The sequence below is a fragment of the Pseudomonas sp. NFACC13-1 genome (genome assembly GCF_900104425.1).
In the GTDB taxonomy this organism is placed as follows: Bacteria; Pseudomonadota; Gammaproteobacteria; order Pseudomonadales; family Pseudomonadaceae; genus Aquipseudomonas; species Aquipseudomonas fluorescens_AA.
Window position 1 is genome coordinate 65,648 of the sequence record NZ_FMXV01000009.1, and the last position, 20,816, is coordinate 86,463.

A 20,816-nucleotide genomic window follows, 5' to 3' on the forward strand; every position below is an offset into this window, starting at 1 on the left:
ATGACCACCCCAGCCTCACGCATCGGGACGCGTCCCCAACCCCATGGCCTGGCGGGCGAACCAGCGCTTGGCCGGAGGCAGCAGGTCGAGGCCCAGCAAGCCGAGGTTGCGGCCCAGGGACACCAGCGGCAGGCTGCTGCCGAACAGCCGCGTGACCTGGTCGGAGAAGCCCACGGTCAGGGCCTGGTCCATGCGCTGGCGCTCGCGATAGGCTTGCAACACGGCAAAATCCCCCGGCTCGCGATCGCTGTCGAGCAAGGTATCGGCCAGGGCCTGGGCATCACGCAGGGACAGGTTGAACCCCTGCCCGGCAATCGGATGCAGGCTGTGGGCGGCATTGCCCAGGATCGCCAGGTGCGGACGGACCTGCTCTTCGGCTTCCACCAGCGCCAGCGGGTACAGGTGCCGTACACCCACCTGCTTCAGCGTACCCAGGCGATAACCGAACACACCCTGCAATTCGGCGAGGAAGCCGCGCTCGTCGAGGGCCGCCAGCCGTTGCGCGTCCATGCCCTGGCGGGTCCAGACCAGCGCGCAACGATTCTCCGGCAGCGGCAACAAGGCCATCGGGCCGTCATCGGTGAAGCGTTCGAAGGCCATGCCATTGTGGGCTTCGCTGGGGGTGATGTTGGCGATCAAGGCGCTCTGGTCATAGGGGCGGCTGCGCACCCCGATGCCCAACTGCTCGCGCAGGCTGGAGCGACCGCCATCGGCCAGAACGGCAAGGTCGCACTCCAGGGTGGTTTCGTCGTCGAGGGTCAGGCGATAACCGCCGACCAGTGGCTCCATGCGCGTAACCTGCGCCGGGCAGCGCCAACTGACCACCTCCGGGTCCAGGCCTTGCCACAGGCACTGGCCGAGCCAGGCGTTTTCCACCACGTAGCCCAGGGCCGGCACGCCCTCTTCCATGGCCGACAGCCGCGCCGTGGAAAACCGCCCGCGATCGGACACATGGATCTGCTTGATCGGTTCGGCACGACGGGAAATCTCCTGCCAGACACCCAAGCGTTGATAAATCTGTCGGGCACCGTAGGACAACGCCGAAGACCGGGCATCGTAGCTTGGCTGCCAGGCATTACCGGGGGCGAAGGGCTCGATCAGGGTGATCCTCCAGCCCCGGGCCTTGGCACCGGCCTGCAGGGCCAGCGCCAGGCTCGCGCCGACCAGGCCACCGCCAATGATCGCCAGATTGACCCGGCTCATGCCGCTTGCGTCCGGGCGGCGGCCATCAGGGCCTCGATGTCGGCGACCGTTTTCGGCACGCCTCGGCTCAGGATTTCACAACCGGTTTTGGTCACTACCACGTCATCCTCGATGCGCACGCCAATGCCGCGCCATTTTTTCGCGACGCTGCGGTTGTCCGGACTGATATAGATGCCCGGCTCCACCGTCAGCGTCATGCCGATTTCCAGGACCCGCCACTCGCCGCCAACCCGGTATTCGCCTACATCGTGCACGTCCATGCCCAGCCAATGGCCGGCACGGTGCATGTAGAACGCCCGGTAGGCCTCGCTGGCAATCAACTCGTCCACATCGCCCTCCAGCAGCCCCAGGCGCACCAACCCTTCGGTAATGACCCGGACCGTCGCTTCGTGGGCCTGGTTCCAGTGTTTGTCCGGCGCGATCTGGGCAAACGCGGCTTCCTGGGCGGCCAGCACCACTTCGTAGATCGCCTTCTGCTCGGGCGAAAACTTGCCGCTGACCGGCCAGGTACGGGTGATATCGCTGGCGTAGCAGTCGATTTCACAGCCGGCATCGATCAACACCAGGTCGCCGTCCTTGAGCAGCGCATCGTTCTGCTGGTAGTGCAGGATGCAACTGTTGCGCCCCGCCGCGACGATCGAGCCATAGGCCGGCATCTTCGCCCCACCCTTGCGGAATTCATAATCGAGCTCGGCCTCCAGGCTGAACTCATGCAACCCCGGGCGCGCCGCCTGCATCGCCCGGATGTGCGCCTGGGCGGAGATCCGCGCCGCTTCGCGCATGACCTTCAGTTCCGCCGCCGATTTATACAGGCGCATATCGTGCAGCAAGTGATCCAGGGCAACGAATTCGTTCGGCGGCTGGGCGCCGAGGTGGGCCTTGGAGCGAATCACGTTGATCCACTCCATCAGGTGCCGGTCGAATTCAGGGTTGCTGCCCATGGCCGAATACACCCGGTCGCGGCCTTCGATCAGGCCCGGCAGGATGTCGTCGATGTCGGTGATGGGAAACGCGTCGTCGGCACCGTAGTCACGGATCGCCCCTTCCTGGCCGGCGCGCAGGCCGTCCCACAACTCACGTTCAGCGTTGCGCTCGCGACAAAAGAGGATGTATTCGCCATGGGCGCGGCCGGGCATCAGCACCAGCACCGCCTGCGGCTCGGGGAAGCCGCTGAGGTACTGGAAGTCACTGTCCTGGCGGTAGACATGCTCGACGTCGCGGTTGCGGATCGCAACGGCGGCGGCGGGCAGGATTGCGATGCTGTTGGGCTCCATCTGCGCCATCAGGGCCTTGCGGCGACGGCTGTATTCCGATTTCGGGATATGAATCATGGGCAGACGGGGTTCCCTCTGACATTCAGTGCAAGGACGGCTTAGGGGCCGCTGCATCGGTTTTCTTGGTCTCGGTGAACAGTAGCAATGGTGCGACCCGCAGGTACTCCATCACTTCCATGTAGTCGCTTTCGCCGTCATCGGACTCTTCCAGGGCATCCTGGACCTGGGAGATCGCGGCCAGGTCCTGCAGCACTTCCTTGGCCTCTTCGCTCAGCGCGTATTCGCGGCGGGTCAGGCCGAAGCCGGCAAGGAAGCCCTGGCACCACTGGCCCAGCGCCGCGGCGCGTTCGGCCAGGGGGGCGTCGTCAGTGGGCAGCAGCAGGACGACGGTCATGTCATCGCTGGTCAACTCGCCCTTGACCATTTCCTGCAGGCCGATCAGCGCGTTACGGACGTTGTCCGTCGGCTCGCCTTCCAGCAGCTCGGCGGCGTCGGCCAACCAGCCGTCGGCGTCGAAACCGGCGCCGGCGCAACTGCGGCCGAGCAACAGGCCATGCAGTTCGGCAGGCGAGACAGGGTGACCGCTGGTGCTCAGCAGGGTGGCGAATGCTTGATACGGGGAATTCTGAATGGGCATGGGCAGCTAGGCGCCAGACGGCGCTATGTCTAGAATGGAGGCCTTGTATCCTACATCGACAGACTCGCCAAGACTATCAGAGGCTGTGCGACCCACATCCCTCCATCAGACACATTCTTCAGTGGACACAATGGAAGACACCGACCTGCAAGCGCTGATGGCCAGACTCGAACTGCTAATTGACCGGGTCGAGCAACTTAAGAGCCAAAACGGACTCCTATTAGCTCAGGAAAAAACCTGGCGCGAGGAACGCGCGCACCTCATTGAAAAAAACGAAATCGCCCGGCGTAAGGTCGAATCGATGATTTCGCGCCTCAAGGCCCTGGAGCAAGACTCATGAGTTCAAGCAATAGCGTTACCGTGCAGATCCTCGACAAAGAATATTCGATCATCTGCCCCCAGGAAGAGCGCAGCAACCTGGTGAGCGCCGCCCGTTACCTGGACGGCAAGATGCGCGAGATCCGCAGCAGCGGCAAAGTCATCGGCGCCGACCGCATCGCCGTCATGGCCGCCTTGAACATCACCCACGACCTGCTGCACCGCCAGGATACGCCGGACGTACAGGTCAGTGGCTCGACCCGTGAGCAGGTACGCGACCTGCTCGATCGGGTTGATCTGGTGCTCGCCACCGATCCAGACGTCAGCAAGGGCTGATTCGCGAAGCTGCCTGGGGTATACTCGCCTCACTCCCTGGGGTGCTTGCCAGTTGGTGATGTCCCTGAGCCGATACGCACAACCACGGGGGTTGCACGTTGGGGCCGGTGTGCATGTCCGCTTGACGGAAAGCCTTAACGCCCCCTGCAACTTCCACCTTGAACTTTCGGGTTCAAGGGCTAAGCCGACAGCGGTTCATCCGGGGAGCCTGACTCCAGACAATGCCAGTCCATGTGGACTGGCATTGTCGTTTCCGGGCGCAGGCATTTCTGAGCGTCCTGTTTTGCGGTTACGCTGTGCGGCATCGCCACTGCGTGAAGCCTCGACATGACTGAACCCGCGCTGCTGCCCCGCCCGCAACTTCGACGCCTGCTACGTCAGGCCCGTCGCGCCCTGACGCCCGCCCAGCAACGGCAAGCCGCCCGCGGGCTGTACACACAACTGGCCCAGCATCCGCTGTTCCGCCGGGCGAAGCACATCGCCCTGTACCTGCCCAACGATGGCGAGATCGACCCGCGCCTGCTGCTGCGCGCGGCCCAACGCCGGGGCAAGGCCACTTACCTGCCGGTACTCAGCCCGTGGCCGCGGACCAAGATGGTGTTCCAGCGCATCCACCCCGGCGAAAAAATGCAACCCAACCGGTTTCGCATCCCCGAGCCACGCAAGAATATCGCCCGGCAACGCAAGGTCTGGACGTTGGACCTGGTGTTGTTGCCATTGGTGGGGTTTGACGATGCGGGAGGTCGGCTGGGCATGGGCGGCGGCTTTTACGACCGCAGCCTGGCGTACCTGGCGCGACGCAAGCAGTGGCGCAAGCCAACGCTGTTGGGGCTGGCCCATGAATGCCAGAAGGTCGAACGATTGGCGCAGGCAAGCTGGGACGTGCCGCTGCAGGGAACGGTCAGCGACAGGCAATGGTATATCGCGGGGTTGGCGCCGCGGTAATCAGCGGCGCCTGGAAAGCAGGTTCAGCGTTTGAGCGATGGCGCGGGTTGGGTAATGTCCATCGGCGCCTCGGTCTTGTTGGTCCACAGGCTTTGGGCGTAACCCGTGGTCACGACACCCAGACCGAACAGAATGACCAAAATCCACAACAAATCCGGTTTGCGTTTCATCGATTGCCCCCCTCAAGGCATATCACACACGATGACAGCAGCGGTTTTCTTATTGGCCGTGCAGCAGCGTCAAGCTTGGAAGGCCGGCATTTTGCGACAACCGGCCCCGACACGCAAATGCTGGCGTCAACCGACCGTCGGTTTGTCATAAAATCGCCGAACTATTTTGATACCCACCGCCCAGGAGAAAAAATCATGGCTTATTGGCTGATGAAGTCCGAGCCCGACGAATTGTCCATCCAGGGCTTGGAAAAGCTCGGCCAGGCCCGCTGGGACGGCGTTCGCAATTATCAGGCGCGCAATTTCCTGCGGGCCATGGCGGTGGGTGACACGTTCTTTTTCTACCACTCCAGTTGCCCCGAGCCAGGCATCGCCGGGATTGGCGAAATCATCCAGGCGGCCTATCCCGATCCTACGGCCCTGGACCCGGACAGCCATTATTTCGACCCCAAGGCCACCCCGGACAAAAACCCCTGGACCGCGATCGACGTGGCCCACGTCGAGACGTTCCGCCACGTGCTGAAACTCGACTACCTCAAGCAACAGGCCGCCCTGGCGGAAATGCCGCTGGTGCAGAAAGGCTCGCGGCTTTCGGTGATGCCGGTGACCGCCGAGCAATGGGCAGCAGTGATTGCCCTGCGTTGAACATCCATGTATTGATGGATATCAAGCTGGGGCGGTAGGGGATCCAGCAAACTGGACGCTATAGCCGCAGGATGCCGGACATGTCGACGCCCTCTCATACCTCTCGTTTCTTCGCCCTCGCCCTGCTGGCCGTCTTGTTGGCCGCCGGCGGGTTCGGCTACTGGAAGTCCCGACATGACCGCCTGCCGGAAGGCCTGAGCATGGGCAACGGGCGCCTCGAAGCCACCGAAGTCCAGATCGCCAGCAAGACCCCCGGTCGCCTGGCCGAAGTGCTTGCCAACGAGGGCGACAAGGTCGTCAAAGGCCAGTTACTGGCGCGCATGGACACCCGTACCCTGGAAGCCCAGCGCAACCAGGCCGAAGCCGAAGTACTGCGGGCCCGGGAAAACCTCGCGGCCACCGAGGCCAATGTACAACTGCGCCAGAGCGAACAATTGCTCGCCCACCAGGAACTCCAGCGGACCCGCGAGCTGTTCAAGCGTGGTTTTGCCAGCGGCCAGGTCATCGACCAACAGCAGGCCCGCATGGACACTGCCAACGCCGCGGTCAATGCGGCCCGGGCCCAGGTATCGGCGGCAAACGCCGCCATCGGCGCGACCCTCGCCCAGGTGGCCCAACTGACCAGCGAAATCGATGACAGCCGCTTGCGCGCGCCTATCGATGGCGTGATCCAACTTCGCCTGGCCGAGCCGGGCGAAGTGCTGGGCGCTGGCGGACGGGTGCTGCTGATGATCGATCCGAACGACCAGTACATGAACCTCTATCTGCCGGCGTCCGTGGCCGGGAAACTGGCGGTAGGCGACGAAGCACGAGTGCTGCTCGACGCCCTGCCCGAGCGACCGCTGCCGGCCACGATCAGCTTCGTCGCGGCAAAGTCCCAGTTCACCCCCAAGGAAGTCGAAACCCGTGACGAACGCCAGAAGCTGGTGTTTCGCGTCAAGGTACGCCTGACCCGCCCCGGCGAGGTGCCCCAGGCCAAACCCGGCATGCCGGGTGCCGGCTACCTGCGCACGGCCCCCATCGACTGGCCGGCCAACCTGCAATGAACGCCGGCGGCGGCGAACCGGCGCTGCGCGCCTCGGGCCTCAAGCACCGCTACGGCGCCCATGCCGCCCTGGACGACATCGCTTTCAATCTGCCCGTCGGCACTCGCTGCGGCCTGATCGGCCCGGACGGGGCCGGCAAGTCGAGCCTGCTGGGATTGATTGCCGGGGTGAAGAAGCTCCAGCACGGCGAACTCGACGTACTGGGAGCATCGATCGAGGACCGGCATCATCGCAACACCCTCTACCGACGTATCGCCTTCATGCCTCAAGGACTGGGGGGCAACCTTTACCCTGATCTGTCGATACGCGAGAACATCCGGTTTTTCGGCACGCTGTTCGGACTATCGCGGGCGGAATGCGAACAACGCATGGGCACGCTGCTGTTGGCGACCGACCTGCAGCGTTTTGCCGACCGCCCGGCGGGCAAGTTGTCCGGCGGCATGAAACAGAAGCTCGGCCTGTGTTGCGCACTGATCCACGAGCCGGACCTGCTGATTCTCGACGAACCCACCACTGGCGTGGACCCGCTGTCGCGGCGACGCTTCTGGGAACTGATAGAAGACGTGCGCCGCCAACGACCGCAACTGACCTTGCTGGTCGCCACGGCCTACATGGAAGAAGCCGAACAATTCGAGCATTGCCTGATGCTCGATAACGGTCGCTTGATCGCCCAGGGCTTGAGCGCGGACCTGGCCGCTGTCACGCCAGACGGCAAGCTCGACTCGGCCTTCACCCATTTCCAGGGCGACAACGGTCGCGACGCCGAGCCGCTGACGATCCCGCCCAGGGGCGACAGCAGCGCCGACATCGCCATCGAAGCCCATGACCTCACCTTGCGCTTCGGTGATTTCACTGCGGTCGATCACGTCAGCTTCGCGATTGGTCGTGGTGAGATTTTCGGTTTCCTGGGCTCCAACGGTTGCGGCAAGACCACCACCATGAAAGTGCTGACTGGGCTGATGCCCGCCAGCGAAGGCAGCGCCCGCCTGTTGGGCAACCCGGTCAACGCCAAGGACCTTGCCACGCGCAAACGGGTGGGCTTCATGTCCCAGAGCTTCTCGCTGTATGGCGAGCTGAGCGTGCGCCAGAACCTGACCTTGCACGCCAAGCTGTTCGACCTGCCCAAGACCGAAAGCACCAGCCGCATCGAAGACTTGATCCAACGTTTCCAGTTGCAGGACCTCGCCGATCAGCCTTCCGGGGCGTTGCCCCTGGGCCTGCGCCAGCGTTTGTCCCTGGCGGTGGCGGTGCTGCATCGCCCGGAAGTGCTGATCCTCGACGAGCCGACCTCCGGCGTCGACCCGGCCGCCCGGGATGACTTCTGGCGCCTGCTGATCGAGTTGTCTCGCGAACAGGGCGTGACGATTTTCCTCTCCACGCACTTCATGAACGAAGCCCAGCGCTGCGACCGTATTTCGCTGATGCACGCCGGCAAGGTCCTGGCCTGCGATACGCCAGCGGCCCTGCAGGCGCAGTTCAACGGCCAGACCCTGGAAGCCGCGTTCGTCACCTGCCTGGAACAGGCCCAGGGCGAGGCGCAGCAAGACTCCACCCCGGTGGCCCTCGGCCAGGCCGACACCCCGCAGGACCGGCACGGCCTCAGCCTGGGTCGCCTGTTGGCCGTCGCCAGCCGGGAAGGCAAGGAACTGTTGCGGGACAAAGTGCGAATGGCATTCGCCCTGCTCGGCGCCCTGTTCATGATGGTCATCTTCGGCTACGGCATCTCCCTGGACGTGGAAAAACTCGCCTTCGCCGTGTTCGACCAGGATCAGAGCCCACAAAGTCGCACCTACCTGGAGGCTTTTCGCAGCTCGCGTTATTTCGAGGAGCAACCGGCTATCCGCGACGCCAACGAATTGCATCGACGCCTGCAACGCTCGGAAATCAAGCTGGCCCTGGAAATACCGCCCGGTTTCGGTCGCGACCTGTACGCCGGCCGGCAGCCCACCGTCGGCGCCTGGCTGGACGGCGGCATGCCGTTCCGCGCCGAGACCAGTCGCAACTACGTCGAGGCCGTGCACCAGGCCAACCTCGAGCAATGGGCCGAACAGAGCAGCCCGGCCCGCAACCCGCACACCGCGGCCAAGCTGGAAACCCGGTTTCGCTACAACCAGGACGTGGTCAGTGTGAATGCCATCGGGCCGGGGGTCATGGCACTGATCCTCGCGTTCATTCCCGCCATGTTGACGGCCCTGGGCATCGTGCGGGAGAAGGAGCTGGGCTCGATCACCAACTTCTACGCCACACCGCTGACCCGCCTGGAGTTCCTGCTGGGTAAACAGGCCCCCTACCTGGTCATCAGCCTGGTCAACCTGGCCCTGCTGACGGCCATGAATCGCTGGTTGTTCGGCGTGCCGTTCAAGGGCAGCGGCCTGACGCTGGCACTGGGCGGCCTGCTCTACGTGCTGGCGACCACCAGCATGGGCTTGTTGATCTCGGCGTTCACCCGCACCCAGATCGCAGCGATCCTCGGCACCATGATCATCACCAGCCTGCCGACCATCCAGTTCTCCGGGCTGATCGTGCCGCGCTCGTCCCTGGAAGGCGCAGCGTCGGTGATGGGTCAGTTGTTCCCTGCTGGCCATTTCCTGGACATCGCCGTCGGCACCTTCACCAAGGCCCTGGATCTGCGCCAGCTATGGCCGCAATGCCTGGCGTTGTTCGGGTTCTTCCTGGGGTTCACCGGGCTCAGCCTGGTCATGCTGAAGAAGCAGGAGGCCTGATGCGCACGCTTTCACACATCTGGCGCCTGGGCCTCAAGGAACTGACCAGCTTGCGGTACGACTCGGTCCTGCTGCTGTTTTTGGCCTACGCCTTCACCGTGGCGATCTATATGCCGGCCGCAGGCTCGGTGATTGGCGTTCACAACGCCAGCGTGGCGGTGGTGGATGAAGACCAGAGCCACCTCTCGCGCCAACTGGCCCAGGCCCTGCAACCGCCGGAGTTCCAGGCCCCGATGGCGCTGCCCTATGCCGAACTGGACAAGGTCATGGACAGTGGCCGCTACACCTTCGTCATCAACGTGCCCGCCAACTTCCAGGCCGACCTGCTTGCCGGACGCGAACCGGCGTTACAACTGAACGTCGATGCCACGGCCATGAGCCAGGCGTTCATGGGGGCCGGCTACATCGGACGGATTTTCCAACAGGAGTTGCTGACCTACAGCGGCCAGGCGCAAGCGAGCGAGCAAACGCCCATCAGGCTGACCACCCGTGCGCTGTTCAACACCAACCTCGAGGGGGGATGGTTTCTGGCGGTGATCCAGATCGTCAACAACATCACCATCCTGGCCATCATCCTGACGGGAACCGCGCTGCTGCGCGAGCGCGAGCACGGCACCCTCGATCACTTGCTGGTGCTGCCACTGACGGCCCTGGAAATCATGCTGGCGAAAATCTGGAGCAACATGCTGGTGGTCGTGCTGTGCACCTGGGCGTCGCTGGAGATCGTCGTCAAGTTCGCCTTGGGCGTGCCGCTCGCCGGCTCCATGCTGCTGTTCCTGCTGGTGACGGCGCTCTATCTGTTCGCCAGCACCGCCCTGGGTATCTTTCTCGCCACCCTGGCGCGCTCGACGCCACAGTTCGGCTTGCTGTCGATCCCGGTGATCATCCCGATGCTGCTGTTGTCCGGCGGCAGCACCCCGCTGGACAGCATGCCGCAATGGCTGCAATGGGTGATGCAAGGCTCGCCGTCGACCCATTTCGTCAGCCTCAGCGCGGCGATCCTGTTCCGTGACGCAGGGGTCGGCGTGGTCTGGCCAGACCTGTTGGCACTGGCGGCCATCGGGCTGTCGTTCTTCGCTGTCGCCCTGGGGCGTTTTCGTAAAAGCCTGGCCTCTTGATAAAACAGCCTTGGACAGCGCCTGGAAACCCAGGCCCTGTCCAAGACTGTGCGCCAGCGCTTATTGAATGATCAGGTTGTTGAACAACAGATCTTCCACCATCGGCTTGCCGGTCTCGTCGTTCATCACCTGCTGGGTCTGCTTCAAGGCTTCCTGGCGCAGCTTTTCCTTGGCTTCGAGGTTGTTCATCGTCTCGGTGGTCTGTTGGGCGAACAACGCCACCAATTGGTTACGAATCAGCGGCTCGTTGGCCTTGACCGCCGCAGCGGCGGCGTCACCGGTCACGCGCAGGGCCACGTCGGCCTTGTAGACCTTCAGCTTCGCCGTGCCGTCCAAGCCATAGTTGCCCACGAATGGCGGGCTGAGGGTGATGTAACTGACTTTCGGTGCCTCGCCCTCTTTCGCTTCCTTGGCCTCTTCGGCCATTGCCGCCACAGGCAACGACAGGGCCAGCATCAACATGATCCACGCTTTCACAATCGACTCCTCATCCGGTTTGCGGCCCAGCATACCGACCCGCCGTTCAAGCACAAGCTTATGGCCGGCTATCAGGGCGGGGCATGCTCGTTGACCCGTTGTCTCTCACACCTACACTTATCGGCCATCACTCCCAAAGGAATAGCCCTGATGAAAGCCGTGCTGTGCAAAGAATTCGGCCCCGCCGAATCGCTGGTGCTGGAAGACGTCGCCAGCCCCGTCGCCAAGAAGAACGAAGTGCTGCTGGACGTGCACGCCGCCGGGGTGAATTTCCCTGACACGCTGATCATCGAGGGCAAATATCAATTCAAGCCCCCCTTCCCGTTTTCCCCCGGTGGCGAAGCGGCGGGCGTGGTCAGCGAGGTGGGTGAGAAAGTCAGCCACTTGAAGGTCGGCGACCGGGTGATGGCGCTGACCGGCTGGGGCAGCTTTGCCGAACAAGTGGCGGTGCCCGGCTACAACGTGTTGCCGATTCCCGCGGCCATGGACTTCAACACCGCCGCCGCCTTCAGCATGACGTATGGCACCTCGATGCACGCCCTCAAGCAACGGGCCAACCTGCAACCCGGCGAAACCTTGCTGGTGCTCGGCGCCTCCGGCGGCGTTGGCCTGGCGGCCGTGGAAATCGGCAAGGCCATGGGTGCCCGGGTCATCGCCGCCGCCAGCAGCACGGAAAAACTTGCCGTGGCCAAGGCAGCCGGTGCCGACGAACTGATCAACTACAGCGAAACCAGCCTGAAGGATGACATCAAGCGCCTCACCGACGGCCAGGGCGCCGACGTGATCTACGACCCGGTGGGTGGCGACCTGTTCGACCAGGCCATCCGCGCCATCGCCTGGAACGGCCGGCTGCTGGTGGTGGGTTTCGCCAGCGGACGCATCCCCGAACTGCCGGTGAACCTGGCGCTGCTCAAGGGCGCCGCCGTGGTGGGCGTATTCTGGGGCTCCTTCGCCCAACGCCAACCCCAGGACAACGCCGCCAACTTCCAGCAATTGTTCGGCTGGTTCGCCGAGGGCAAGCTCAAGCCGCTGGTGTCGCAGGTGTACCCACTGAGCAACGCGGCACAAGCCATCAATGATCTTGGCCAACGCAAGGCGGTCGGAAAAGTGGTGGTCCAGGTTCGCTGACTGCTTACCCAAACTGTTTATACCGGGCCGCAACCCTGCGACCCGGTTTCGCCATTCCCACGCCGCCCTTCATTTATACCTGAGCGACATGTTCATAAAAGAACACGATGTCGCCAACATTCCTGCTTTTTTGTTGATGCGAACCGATGCTATTTTCGGTAACGAAACTGTAACATTCGCATCCGCAGTCAAAACAAGAAATCTGGAGCTCTTGAATGTTTGCTTTCTTTCGCCCTGCCGCCCATCAGGCTCCATTGCCTGAAGAAAAAATAGACAGCACCTACCGACGCCTTCGCTGGCAGATCTTCGCCGGGATTTTCATTGGGTATGCGGGTTACTACCTGCTGCGCAAGAACTTCACCCTGGCATTTCCGGATCTGATCGCCCAGGGCTATACAAAAGGCCAACTGGGAGTGGCGATGTCGGCGATCGCGATCGCCTACGGCCTTTCCAAGTTTCTGATGGGCATCGTGTCCGACCGTTCCAACCCTCGCTACTTCCTGCCCTTTGGCCTGATTGTGTCCGCCGGTGTCATGTTCGTCTTCGGTTTCGCACCGTGGGCAACCTCCAGCGTGACCATGATGTTCATCCTGTTGTTCATCAACGGTTGGGCCCAAGGCATGGGTTGGCCACCGAGCGGGCGCACCATGGTGCACTGGTGGTCACAGAAAGAACGCGGCGGTGTGGTTTCGGTATGGAACACCGCCCATAACGTCGGCGGCGGCTTGATCGGCCCACTGGCGATACTTGGCATGGGCTGGTTCAACGACTGGCACAGCAAGTTCTACGTACCGGCAGCGGTGGCGCTGCTGGTCGCTGTATTTGCCTTCATTGTCATGCGCGACACGCCGCAATCGACAGGCTTGCCGCCCATCGAGAAGTACAAGAACGATTATCCGGAAGGCTACGACGCCAGCCACGAAGAAGAATTCAGCGCCAAGGACATCTTCGTCAAATACGTGCTGCGCAACAAAATGCTCTGGTTCATCGCCATGGCCAACGTCTTCGTCTACTTGTTGCGCTACGGCATCCTGGATTGGGCGCCGACCTACCTCAAAGAGGTCAAGCACTTCAATTTCGACAAGACATCCTGGGCTTACTTCCTGTACGAGTGGGCCGGCATTCCCGGCACGCTGCTGTGCGGGTGGATGTCGGACAAGATCTTCCGGGGCAACCGTGGCCTGACGGGCATGGTGTTCATGGCGTTGGTGACCGTTGCGACGATCGTCTACTGGCTGAATCCGCCGGGCAACCCGATGGTCGACATGATCTCGCTGTTCGCCATCGGCTTTCTGATCTACGGCCCGGTCATGCTGGTGGGTCTGCAGGCGCTGGAACTGGTGCCCAAGAAAGCGGCGGGCACGGCTGCCGGCTTTACTGGTCTGTTTGGTTATCTGGGTGGTTCGGTCGCGGCCAGTGCCATGATGGGCTACACGGTGGACTATTTCGGCTGGGATGGCGGTTTCATCCTGCTGGTCGTCGCCTGCCTACTGGCAATGGCGTTCCTCGCGCCCACGCTGTGGCACAAGCAGATAGCCAGTCAGAGCCGCGAAGCGGTCGCCTGATCCAGCACTGATTGGCAGCGCTTGAGTCGCGCCTCCAGATTCCGGTCTGGCATGGCGTGGCTGCGCAGGGCGTGGACGGTCTGCTCGACGTAGTCGCGAGTGGTGCCGTAACGCCCACAGGCGCTTTCGAACACCTGGCTCAGCACATGGTCCGGCACGTTGCCGGCATAGCTGGGCAGGTGCCGCTCCAGCACAAAACCCAAGGCTTGCACCCGGCTGCCATCCTCGAGACGGCAACTGAGCCAGTGCGGACGATAGGACGGGACCGGCATCTCGCGCTGCCACAGGGCAAACAGCGAGTCCTCGAGATTCTCCTCCGGCAATCGGTAGGCGAACCCGCTGCACGAACCGCCGCGATCCAGCCCGAACACCAGCCCCGGCAACTCCGGGGTGCCGCGGTGCTCATGGGACCACAGGTACAAACCGCGATGATAACCATGGACCCGACCGCGCATGCGCTCCACCGCCGTGCATTCCGGCCGCCAGATCAATGAACCGTACGCGAACAGCCAGACCGGACCGCCCTGGTGGAGGCTCATGGTCAATTGCATCGAGGCAAGCAATTGCTCACGGGTCAGCTGCGGCCCCAGCTCGAGTCGTGGCGGGTACAAGGCACAGGTGATGGCGGATTCGATAGCGGTCATGGCCGGTAGCGGTTGGCTCCTCGCGGGTCGGAAGATATAGCGCCGTCATGACACTGACGCTGCTCAGAATGCAGGCAAGTTGGATGCCATGAATGCCTGGAATCAGACATATACCTTAATGACATTCAGCGTGGGCGCTAAATATCGAATCGATATATCGTTAGGTAATCACCTGTGGGAGCAAGGCTTGCCCGCGATGAGAGCGATGCGGTCTTTCAGAGACCGAGGTGCCTGTTTCGCGAGCAAGCTTTGCTCCCACAAAGCGGAAACTCCCCCGCCACAAAAGCTGACCTCAATCAAATTTCAAGAGGGGCTCAAGCCCGCGGTGCATAGGCAAACACATCGGCGCGCATTTGATGGGCGTCCATGCCAGCTTCCACCAGCGCATCGAGCGTGGCGTAGATCATGGCCGGCGAGCCGCTGGCGTAGACGTGCACGCCGGAAAGATCGCTAAGGTCCTCGCACACGGCTTCATGGAGCATTCCGCAGCGCCCTTCCCAACCGCACAAGTCGCTGACGACTTTGTGCAGGAACAGGTTCGGCAGTTTTTTCCATTCGTCCCAATGCTCGATTTCATAGAAATCGTCCGGCCGCCGCACGCCCCAGTACAGATGCACCGGGTGCTTGAAGCCCGCGGCACGGCAGTGCTCGATCAGGCTGTGCATCTGCGCCATGCCGGTTCCGGCGGCGATCAGCACCAACGGTCCGTCCGGCAGCTCGGACAAATGCGTGTCGCCAAAAGGCATTTCGACGCGCACGCTGGGGTTGCGTTGCAGTTGTTCCAGCAGCGCCTGTGCACTGCTTTCGCGCACCAACACATGCAACTGCAGCTCGCGCCCGGAATGCGGCGCCGAGGCCAGGGAGAACGCCGATTTCTCGCCGTTTTCCCGTTCGATCATCAGGTATTGCCCGGCGTGATAGCGCGGTGGCTTGCCCGCTGGCGCCCGCAGGCGCACTCGCCAGACATCGCCGCCCACCTCGGCGCACTCGATTACCTGGCACGCCAGGTTGCGTACCGGTAGCTCGCCCGGCGACAGCACGCCATCCCACAACACCACGCAATCCTCCAACGGCTCGGCGATGCACGTGAAAATCTCACCGTGGTCGCGCACCTCGCCCGCCTGTTCCACACGGCCTTCCACCAACAACGCACCACAGACGTGGCAGTTGCCGTTGCGGCAGCTTTGCGGGCATTCATAGCCCAGGCGCCGCGCGCCATCGAGAATCCGCTCGGCGGGCCGTATCTCCAGCACCGCCCCGGAAGGCTGCAAGGTTACACGCATCAATCTATTCCTAACTGATTCCAGATGGCATCGATCCGTTGGGTAACGGCTTCATCCTTGACGATAACCCGGCCCCACTCGCGAGTGGTTTCACCGGGCCATTTATGCGTGGCATCGAGTCCCATCTTCGACCCCAGGCCAGACACCGGCGAGGCGAAGTCGAGGTAGTCGATCGGCGTATTCTCGATCATCACCGTGTCGCGCTTGGGGTCCATGCGCGTGGTGATGGCCCAGATCACGTCGTTCCAGTCCCGTGCGTTGATATCGTCGTCAGTGACGATAACGAACTTGGTGTACATGAACTGTCGCAAAAACGACCAGACCCCGAGCATCACGCGCTTGGCATGCCCCGGATACGACTTCTTCATGGTCACCACGGCCATGCGATACGAACAACCTTCCGGCGGCAAATAGAAATCGGTGATTTCCGGAAACTGCTTCTGCAGGATCGGCACGAACACTTCGTTCAGCGCCACGCCGAGAATGGCCGGCTCATCGGGTGGACGGCCAGTGTAGGTGCTGTGGTAAATCGGCTTGATCCGATGGGTGATGCGTTCGACGGTGAACACGGGGAAGCTGTCCACTTCATTGTAGTAACCGGTGTGGTCGCCGTACGGCCCCTCATCGGCCATTTCGCCGGGATGGATCACACCTTCAAGAATGATCTCGGCGGTGGCCGGCACTTGCAAGTCGTTGCCACGGCACTTCACCAGTTCGGTACGGTTGCCCCGCAACAGGCCGGCGAACGCGTATTCGGAAAGGCTGTCGGGCACGGGCGTGACGGCGCCGAGGATGGTCGCCGGGTCCGCGCCCAGGGCCACCGACACCGGGAAAGGCTGGCCGGGGTGTTTCTCGCACCACTCACGGTAGTCCAACGCACCGCCGCGATGACTCAGCCAGCGCATGATGACCTTGTTGCGGCCAATCACCTGCTGACGGTAGATGCCCAGGTTCTGGCGGTCCTTGTTCGGGCCTTTGGTGACGGTCAGGCCCCAGGTGATCAGCGGCCCCACGTCGCCCGGCCAGCAGGTCTGTACCGGGAGCGTGGCCAGGTCGACGTCGTCGCCCTCGATGACCACTTCCTGGCAGATCGCGTCCTTGACGACTTTCGGCGCCATGGCAATGATCTTGCGGAAAATCGGCAGCTTGGACCAAGCGTCCTTCAGGCCTTTCGGCGGCTCGGGCTCCTTGAGGAACGCCAGCAGCTTGCCGATCTCGCGCAGTTCGCTGACAGCTTCGGCGCCCATGCCCAAGGCCACGCGCTCCGGCGTGCCGAACAGGTTCCCCAGCACCGGAATGTCATAACCCGTCGGGTTTTCGAACAACAGCGCCGGGCCTTTTGCGCGCAGGGTGCGGTCGCAGACCTCGGTCATTTCCAGGACAGGAGACACCGGCACCTGGATGCGCTTGAGTTCGCCGCGCTGTTCCAGCCCGCTGATAAAGTCGCGCAAGTCGCGATACTGCATGCAAAAGCCTCATGGTGGCCGTGGCGTTCGGGGGCCCGAGTTTAACGCCGCCCGTCCAGAATAGTGAATGCACAGATAGCAAAAAGCCGGGTTTCCCCGGCTCTTGCTGGCCTGTCTTGGCGATTTACTTGCGTTTCATCGACAGGAAGAACTCATCGTTGGTCTTGGTCGTCTTCAGCTTGTCGACCAGGAACTCGATGGCGGCGACTTCATCCATCGGATGCAGCAGCTTGCGCAGGATCCACATGCGCTGCAACTCGTCGTCGGCGGTCAGCAACTCTTCGCGGCGCGTGCCGGAGCGGTTGATGTTGATGGCCGGGAAGACACGCTTCTCGGCGATACGACGATCCAGAGGCAGCTCCATGTTGCCGGTGCCCTTGAATTCCTCGTAGATCACTTCGTCCATCTTCGAACCGGTTTCAACCAGTGCGGTGGCGATGATGGTCAGCGAACCGCCTTCCTCGATGTTCCGCGCGGCGCCGAAGAAACGCTTCGGTTTTTCCAGCGCATGGGCATCGACACCACCGGTCAGTACCTTGCCGGAGCTCGGGATCACGGTGTTGTAGGCACGGGCCAGACGGGTGATGGAGTCCAGCAGGATCACCACGTCTTTCTTGTGTTCGACCAGGCGCTTGGCCTTCTCGATCACCATTTCGGCAACCTGCACGTGGCGGGTTGGCGGCTCGTCGAACGTCGAGGCGACCACTTCGCCGCGCACGGTGCGCTGCATCTCGGTCACTTCTTCCGGACGTTCGTCGATCAGCAAGACGATCAGGTGAACTTCAGGGTTGTTACGGGCGATGTTGGCCGCGATGTTCTGCAGCATGATCGTCTTGCCCGCTTTCGGCGGCGCCACGATCAGGCCACGCTGGCCCTTGCCGATGGGTGCGCACAGGTCGATGACACGACCGGTGAGGTCTTCGGTGGAACCGTTGCCGGCTTCCATCTTCATGCGCACGGTCGGGAACAGCGGGGTCAGGTTCTCGAAGAGAATCTTGTTCTTCGCGTTTTCCGGACGATCGAAGTTGATCGTGTCGACCTTGAGCAGGGCGAAATAACGTTCGCCTTCCTTCGGAGGACGGATCTTGCCAACGATGGTGTCACCGGTGCGCAAGTTGAAGCGACGGATCTGGCTCGGCGAGACGTAGATATCGTCTGGTCCGGCGAGATAGGAAGCGTCTGCGGAGCGAAGGAAGCCGAAGCCGTCCTGGAGAATCTCCAGCACGCCATCACCGGAGATTTCCTCGCCGCTTTTCGCGTGCTTCTTGAGCAGGGAGAAAATCACGTCCTGCTTGCGCGAACGGGCCATATTTTCTATGCCCATCTGTTCGGCCAATTCGAGCAGTTCGGTAATCGGCTTTTGCTTGAGTTCAGTCAGATTCATATAGGAATGACGTAATCATTTATGGAGGGGGGAAATTAAGCTTTTGGCTTAATGAGGCCGCGCCGCAGAGAAGGCGACAGGATCGCGTACTTATTCGAAAGGAGAGCGTCGGCGACGGCTTGCAGGGGGCAATGGAGAAACCAGTGCGGGGCCGAATGTAACACCTGGGTTTGCAAGCGTCTAGCCCCGGATAACGAAAAAGCCCCGCGATTTGCGGGGCTTTTTCAGTGGCATTCGGCGCTTAGATGTTGGCGTCGAGGAAAGCAGCCAGTTGCGACTTCGACAACGCACCGACCTTGGTGGCTTCGACGTTGCCGTTCTTGAACAGCATCAGGGTCGGGATACCACGCACGCCGTGCTTGGCCGGAGTCTCCTGGTTCTCGTCGATGTTCAGCTTGGCAACGGTCAGCTTGCCCTTGTAGGTCTCGGCAATCTCGTCCAGGACTGGGGCGATCATTTTGCAGGGACCGCACCACTCAGCCCAATAGTCGACCAGTACCGCGCCTTCGGCCTTGAGTACGTCAGCTTCGAAGCTAGCGTCGCTAACGTGTTTGATCAGATCGCTGCTCATGGAAATCTCCGGGGTCATCAGCAAAAAAACGTGGCCCATCATAGCGGCCCTTCCCGGGTTCAGGAAGCCGCAGTTGATTGAGTCTCGCTATGGCGCAAGATGTATTTGGATATGGCCCGGCTCATGAAGCCGTGGGAGCGACGAACGAAATCCCGGTACGCAGCGCAGCGTTACGTACATGTTCCTGCATGGCTTTTTGCGCGGCGGCAGAAGCCCGACGGGCCAGGGCGCGAAGGATCTTGCGGTGCTCTTGCCAGGTTTCCATCGCCCGTTCCGCCCGGATGAACGGTAGTTTCTGGCTTTCCAGGAAGATGTCGGCGCTGGCGGTAAGGATGCTCAACATCGCCTGGTTGCCGCTGGCCAGCAGGATTCGCCGATGGAATTCGAAATCCAGCCGCGCGGCGGCGTCGAAATCCCCGACCTTCAACTCCCGGCGCATGGCTTCGACATTGTCTTGCAAGCGGTCGAGTTCATCGGCGCTGAGCGTCACCGCCGCCAACCCCGCCGCGAAGCCCTCCAGGGCGTAGCGCAACTGGAAGATGTCCACCGGCGAAGCCTGGGCCGCGAACGGCCAACCCGGCGCCGACTCGTTGCGCGGGGCCTCTACCGGCGCCTGCACGAACACCCCCTTGCCCGGCTGCACGCTGATCATGCCCAAGGCACTCAGGGAGGACAGCGCTTCGCGCAACGACGCCCGGCTCACGCCCAGTTGCAGCGCCAGGTCCCGTTGCGACGGCAACGCATCGCCTGGGCCGAAGCCTTCATCGACGATCAGTTTGCGGATGGCTTGCAGGGCCACTTCAGGAACGGCACGAGCGATGGAATTCATGATTTTTTCAGACGAACCGGGCCAGTGAGCGGCTAGTTGTAAAGCTATTCGCCGCGCCCGGCAAGTCGTGCCCCAGCAGGGTTCGGCGACAAATACCGACGCCCGATAACGGTGCGAAACACGACGCAACTGTTCAGACCAGTAAGACCGCTGTCCACCAGCAAAACCGTGGCTTTGGCCGATTAAACGTCGCCTTGGCATGGCCTGTGCTCTGTCCGAACGCAGAAATCACATCACCGATTGCGGAGATTCGCCATGATTCAGCGTTGCAGCGTCCTGCTCACAGCCCTGTTTGCCAGCCTGATGCTTTGTCAGTTGCCCGCCCACGCCGATGGCCTGGAAGACGTGGTCAAGCGTGGCACCCTCAAGGTCGCCGTGCCCCAGGACTTCCCGCCATTCGGTTCGGTCGGCCCGGACATGAAACCCCGCGGCCTGGACATCGACACCGCGAAACTGCTGGCCGACCAGCTCAAGGTCAAGCTTGAACTGACGCCGGTCAACAGCACCAACCGCATCCCCTTCCTGACCACTGGCAAGGTCGACCTGGTGATTTCCAGCCTGGGCAAGAACCCGGAGCGGGAAAAAGTCATCGACTTCTCCAGTGCCTATGCGCCGTTCTACCTGGCCGTCTTTGGTCCACCCGACGCCGCGATCAACGGCCTGGACGACCTCAAGGGCAAGACCATCAGCGTCACCCGTGGCGCCATCGAAGACATCGAGTTGACCAAGGTCGCTCCCGAAGGCACCACCATCAAGCGCTTCGAAGACAACAACTCGACCATCGCCGCCTACCTGGCCGGCCAGGTGGACCTGATCGCCAGCGGCAACGTGGTGATGGTCGCCATCAGCGAACGCAACCCCAAGCGTGTTCCGGCGCTGAAGGTGAAACTCAAGGACTCGCCGGTGTACGTGGGCGTAAACAAGAACGAGCCGGCGCTGCTGGATAAGGTCAACCAGATCCTGGCCACCGCCAAGACCGATGGCAGCCTGGAGAAGAATTCCCAGACCTGGCTCAAGCAACCGCTGCCGGCCGATCTCTGACCGTCGCTTGAGA

At 62.2% G+C, this 20,816-nt stretch carries 21 protein-coding genes and 1 other RNA gene; 11 read left to right on the plus strand and 11 right to left on the minus strand.

Features of this window, described 5'->3' with window-relative positions; genetic code table 11:
* Positions 1 to 15: 15 nt before the first annotated feature.
* The 3 genes from ubiH to BLQ55_RS13755 are packed head-to-tail and all read right to left on the minus strand — an operon-like array spanning position 16 to position 3,114.
* On the minus strand, positions 16 to 1,203 hold the full coding sequence (gene ubiH, locus BLQ55_RS13745; RefSeq protein ID WP_092203194.1) for a 2-octaprenyl-6-methoxyphenyl hydroxylase: 1,188 nt from the start codon (positions 1,201 to 1,203) through the stop codon (positions 16 to 18).
* On the minus strand, positions 1,200 to 2,534 hold the full coding sequence (pepP, locus tag BLQ55_RS13750; RefSeq protein ID WP_092203196.1) for a Xaa-Pro aminopeptidase: 1,335 nt from the start codon (positions 2,532 to 2,534) through the stop codon (positions 1,200 to 1,202). The genes ubiH and pepP overlap by 4 nt, the downstream gene beginning before the upstream one ends.
* Before the next feature lie 25 nt (positions 2,535 to 2,559).
* Entirely contained in the window at positions 2,560 to 3,114 is a 555-nt protein-coding gene (locus tag BLQ55_RS13755; RefSeq protein WP_092254433.1) for a YecA/YgfB family protein, read from the minus strand.
* A gap of 130 nt (positions 3,115 to 3,244) precedes the next feature.
* Between BLQ55_RS13755 and BLQ55_RS13760 the strand changes: the two genes are divergently transcribed.
* The 4 genes from BLQ55_RS13760 to BLQ55_RS13775 all read left to right on the plus strand — a co-directional run bounded on the left by BLQ55_RS13760 (position 3,245) and on the right by BLQ55_RS13775 (position 4,713).
* Complete coding sequence (locus BLQ55_RS13760; protein WP_003177365.1) at positions 3,245 to 3,454, plus strand: TIGR02449 family protein; 210 nt, start codon at positions 3,245 to 3,247, stop codon at positions 3,452 to 3,454.
* Complete coding sequence (locus BLQ55_RS13765; RefSeq protein ID WP_039590276.1) at positions 3,451 to 3,768, plus strand: cell division protein ZapA; 318 nt, start codon at positions 3,451 to 3,453, stop codon at positions 3,766 to 3,768. The genes BLQ55_RS13760 and BLQ55_RS13765 overlap by 4 nt, the downstream gene beginning before the upstream one ends.
* Before the next feature lie 30 nt (positions 3,769 to 3,798).
* Positions 3,799 to 3,978: non-coding RNA, 6S RNA (gene ssrS / locus BLQ55_RS13770), on the plus strand.
* Positions 3,979 to 4,095: 117 nt separating this feature from the next.
* Positions 4,096 to 4,713, plus strand: a complete 618-nt coding sequence (locus BLQ55_RS13775) for a 5-formyltetrahydrofolate cyclo-ligase (RefSeq protein ID WP_092203198.1) — start codon at positions 4,096 to 4,098, stop codon at positions 4,711 to 4,713.
* A gap of 23 nt (positions 4,714 to 4,736) precedes the next feature.
* On the opposite strand, the gene BLQ55_RS32175 is transcribed toward BLQ55_RS13775, so the two are convergent.
* Entirely contained in the window at positions 4,737 to 4,883 is a 147-nt protein-coding gene (locus BLQ55_RS32175) for a hypothetical protein (RefSeq protein ID WP_092203200.1), read from the minus strand.
* Positions 4,884 to 5,078: 195 nt separating this feature from the next.
* On the opposite strand from BLQ55_RS32175, the gene BLQ55_RS13785 reads away from it, so the two are divergent.
* The 4 genes from BLQ55_RS13785 to BLQ55_RS13800 all read left to right on the plus strand — a co-directional run bounded on the left by BLQ55_RS13785 (position 5,079) and on the right by BLQ55_RS13800 (position 10,415).
* On the plus strand, positions 5,079 to 5,528 hold the full coding sequence (locus tag BLQ55_RS13785; RefSeq protein WP_092203202.1) for an EVE domain-containing protein: 450 nt from the start codon (positions 5,079 to 5,081) through the stop codon (positions 5,526 to 5,528).
* A gap of 80 nt (positions 5,529 to 5,608) precedes the next feature.
* Entirely contained in the window at positions 5,609 to 6,574 is a 966-nt protein-coding gene (locus BLQ55_RS13790; RefSeq protein ID WP_092203204.1) for an HlyD family secretion protein, read from the plus strand.
* Entirely contained in the window at positions 6,571 to 9,297 is a 2,727-nt protein-coding gene (gene rbbA, locus BLQ55_RS13795; RefSeq protein WP_092254436.1) for a ribosome-associated ATPase/putative transporter RbbA, read from the plus strand. The genes BLQ55_RS13790 and rbbA overlap by 4 nt, the downstream gene beginning before the upstream one ends.
* The gene (locus tag BLQ55_RS13800) at positions 9,297 to 10,415 is read left to right on the plus strand and encodes an ABC transporter permease (protein ID WP_092203208.1); all 1,119 of its coding nucleotides are present in this window, start codon (positions 9,297 to 9,299) and stop codon (positions 10,413 to 10,415) included. The genes rbbA and BLQ55_RS13800 overlap by 1 nt, the downstream gene beginning before the upstream one ends.
* A gap of 60 nt (positions 10,416 to 10,475) precedes the next feature.
* Here the strand turns inward: BLQ55_RS13800 and BLQ55_RS13805 are convergent, their stop codons facing one another.
* Entirely contained in the window at positions 10,476 to 10,892 is a 417-nt protein-coding gene (locus BLQ55_RS13805) for a flagellar basal body-associated protein FliL (RefSeq protein ID WP_092203289.1), read from the minus strand.
* A gap of 150 nt (positions 10,893 to 11,042) precedes the next feature.
* On the opposite strand from BLQ55_RS13805, the gene BLQ55_RS13810 reads away from it, so the two are divergent.
* Complete coding sequence (locus tag BLQ55_RS13810) at positions 11,043 to 12,020, plus strand: NADPH:quinone oxidoreductase family protein (RefSeq protein ID WP_092254439.1); 978 nt, start codon at positions 11,043 to 11,045, stop codon at positions 12,018 to 12,020.
* Between the two features lie 215 nt (positions 12,021 to 12,235).
* Complete coding sequence (glpT, locus tag BLQ55_RS13815; RefSeq protein WP_092203212.1) at positions 12,236 to 13,585, plus strand: glycerol-3-phosphate transporter; 1,350 nt, start codon at positions 12,236 to 12,238, stop codon at positions 13,583 to 13,585.
* Here the strand turns inward: glpT and BLQ55_RS13820 are convergent.
* From BLQ55_RS13820 to BLQ55_RS13845, 6 genes are all read right to left on the minus strand, one after another.
* Entirely contained in the window at positions 13,561 to 14,229 is a 669-nt protein-coding gene (locus BLQ55_RS13820; RefSeq protein ID WP_092254442.1) for a gamma-glutamylcyclotransferase, read from the minus strand. The two genes, glpT and BLQ55_RS13820, sit on opposite strands and share 25 nt — an antisense overlap.
* Positions 14,230 to 14,543: 314 nt before the next feature.
* Positions 14,544 to 15,512, minus strand: coding sequence for a CDP-6-deoxy-delta-3,4-glucoseen reductase (locus tag BLQ55_RS13825; RefSeq protein ID WP_092203216.1), 969 nt, complete (start codon positions 15,510 to 15,512; stop codon positions 14,544 to 14,546).
* Positions 15,512 to 16,978, minus strand: coding sequence for a 4-hydroxy-3-polyprenylbenzoate decarboxylase (gene ubiD, locus BLQ55_RS13830; protein ID WP_060740124.1), 1,467 nt, complete (start codon positions 16,976 to 16,978; stop codon positions 15,512 to 15,514). Before ubiD ends, BLQ55_RS13825 begins: the two co-directional genes overlap by 1 nt.
* A 124-nt stretch (positions 16,979 to 17,102) precedes the next feature.
* Complete coding sequence (gene rho / locus BLQ55_RS13835; protein WP_003206716.1) at positions 17,103 to 18,362, minus strand: transcription termination factor Rho; 1,260 nt, start codon at positions 18,360 to 18,362, stop codon at positions 17,103 to 17,105.
* 241 nt (positions 18,363 to 18,603) lie between these two features.
* Positions 18,604 to 18,933, minus strand: coding sequence for a thioredoxin TrxA (trxA, locus tag BLQ55_RS13840; protein WP_003206727.1), 330 nt, complete (start codon positions 18,931 to 18,933; stop codon positions 18,604 to 18,606).
* Between the two features lie 121 nt (positions 18,934 to 19,054).
* Positions 19,055 to 19,762, minus strand: coding sequence for a FadR/GntR family transcriptional regulator (locus BLQ55_RS13845; RefSeq protein WP_092203218.1), 708 nt, complete (start codon positions 19,760 to 19,762; stop codon positions 19,055 to 19,057).
* 255 nt (positions 19,763 to 20,017) lie between these two features.
* Between BLQ55_RS13845 and BLQ55_RS13850 the strand changes: the two genes are divergently transcribed.
* Positions 20,018 to 20,803 carry a transporter substrate-binding domain-containing protein gene (locus tag BLQ55_RS13850; protein WP_092203220.1) on the plus strand — a complete coding sequence of 262 codons (786 nt, stop codon included), beginning with the start codon at positions 20,018 to 20,020 and terminating at the stop codon, positions 20,801 to 20,803.
* Positions 20,804 to 20,816: the final 13 nt, after the last annotated feature.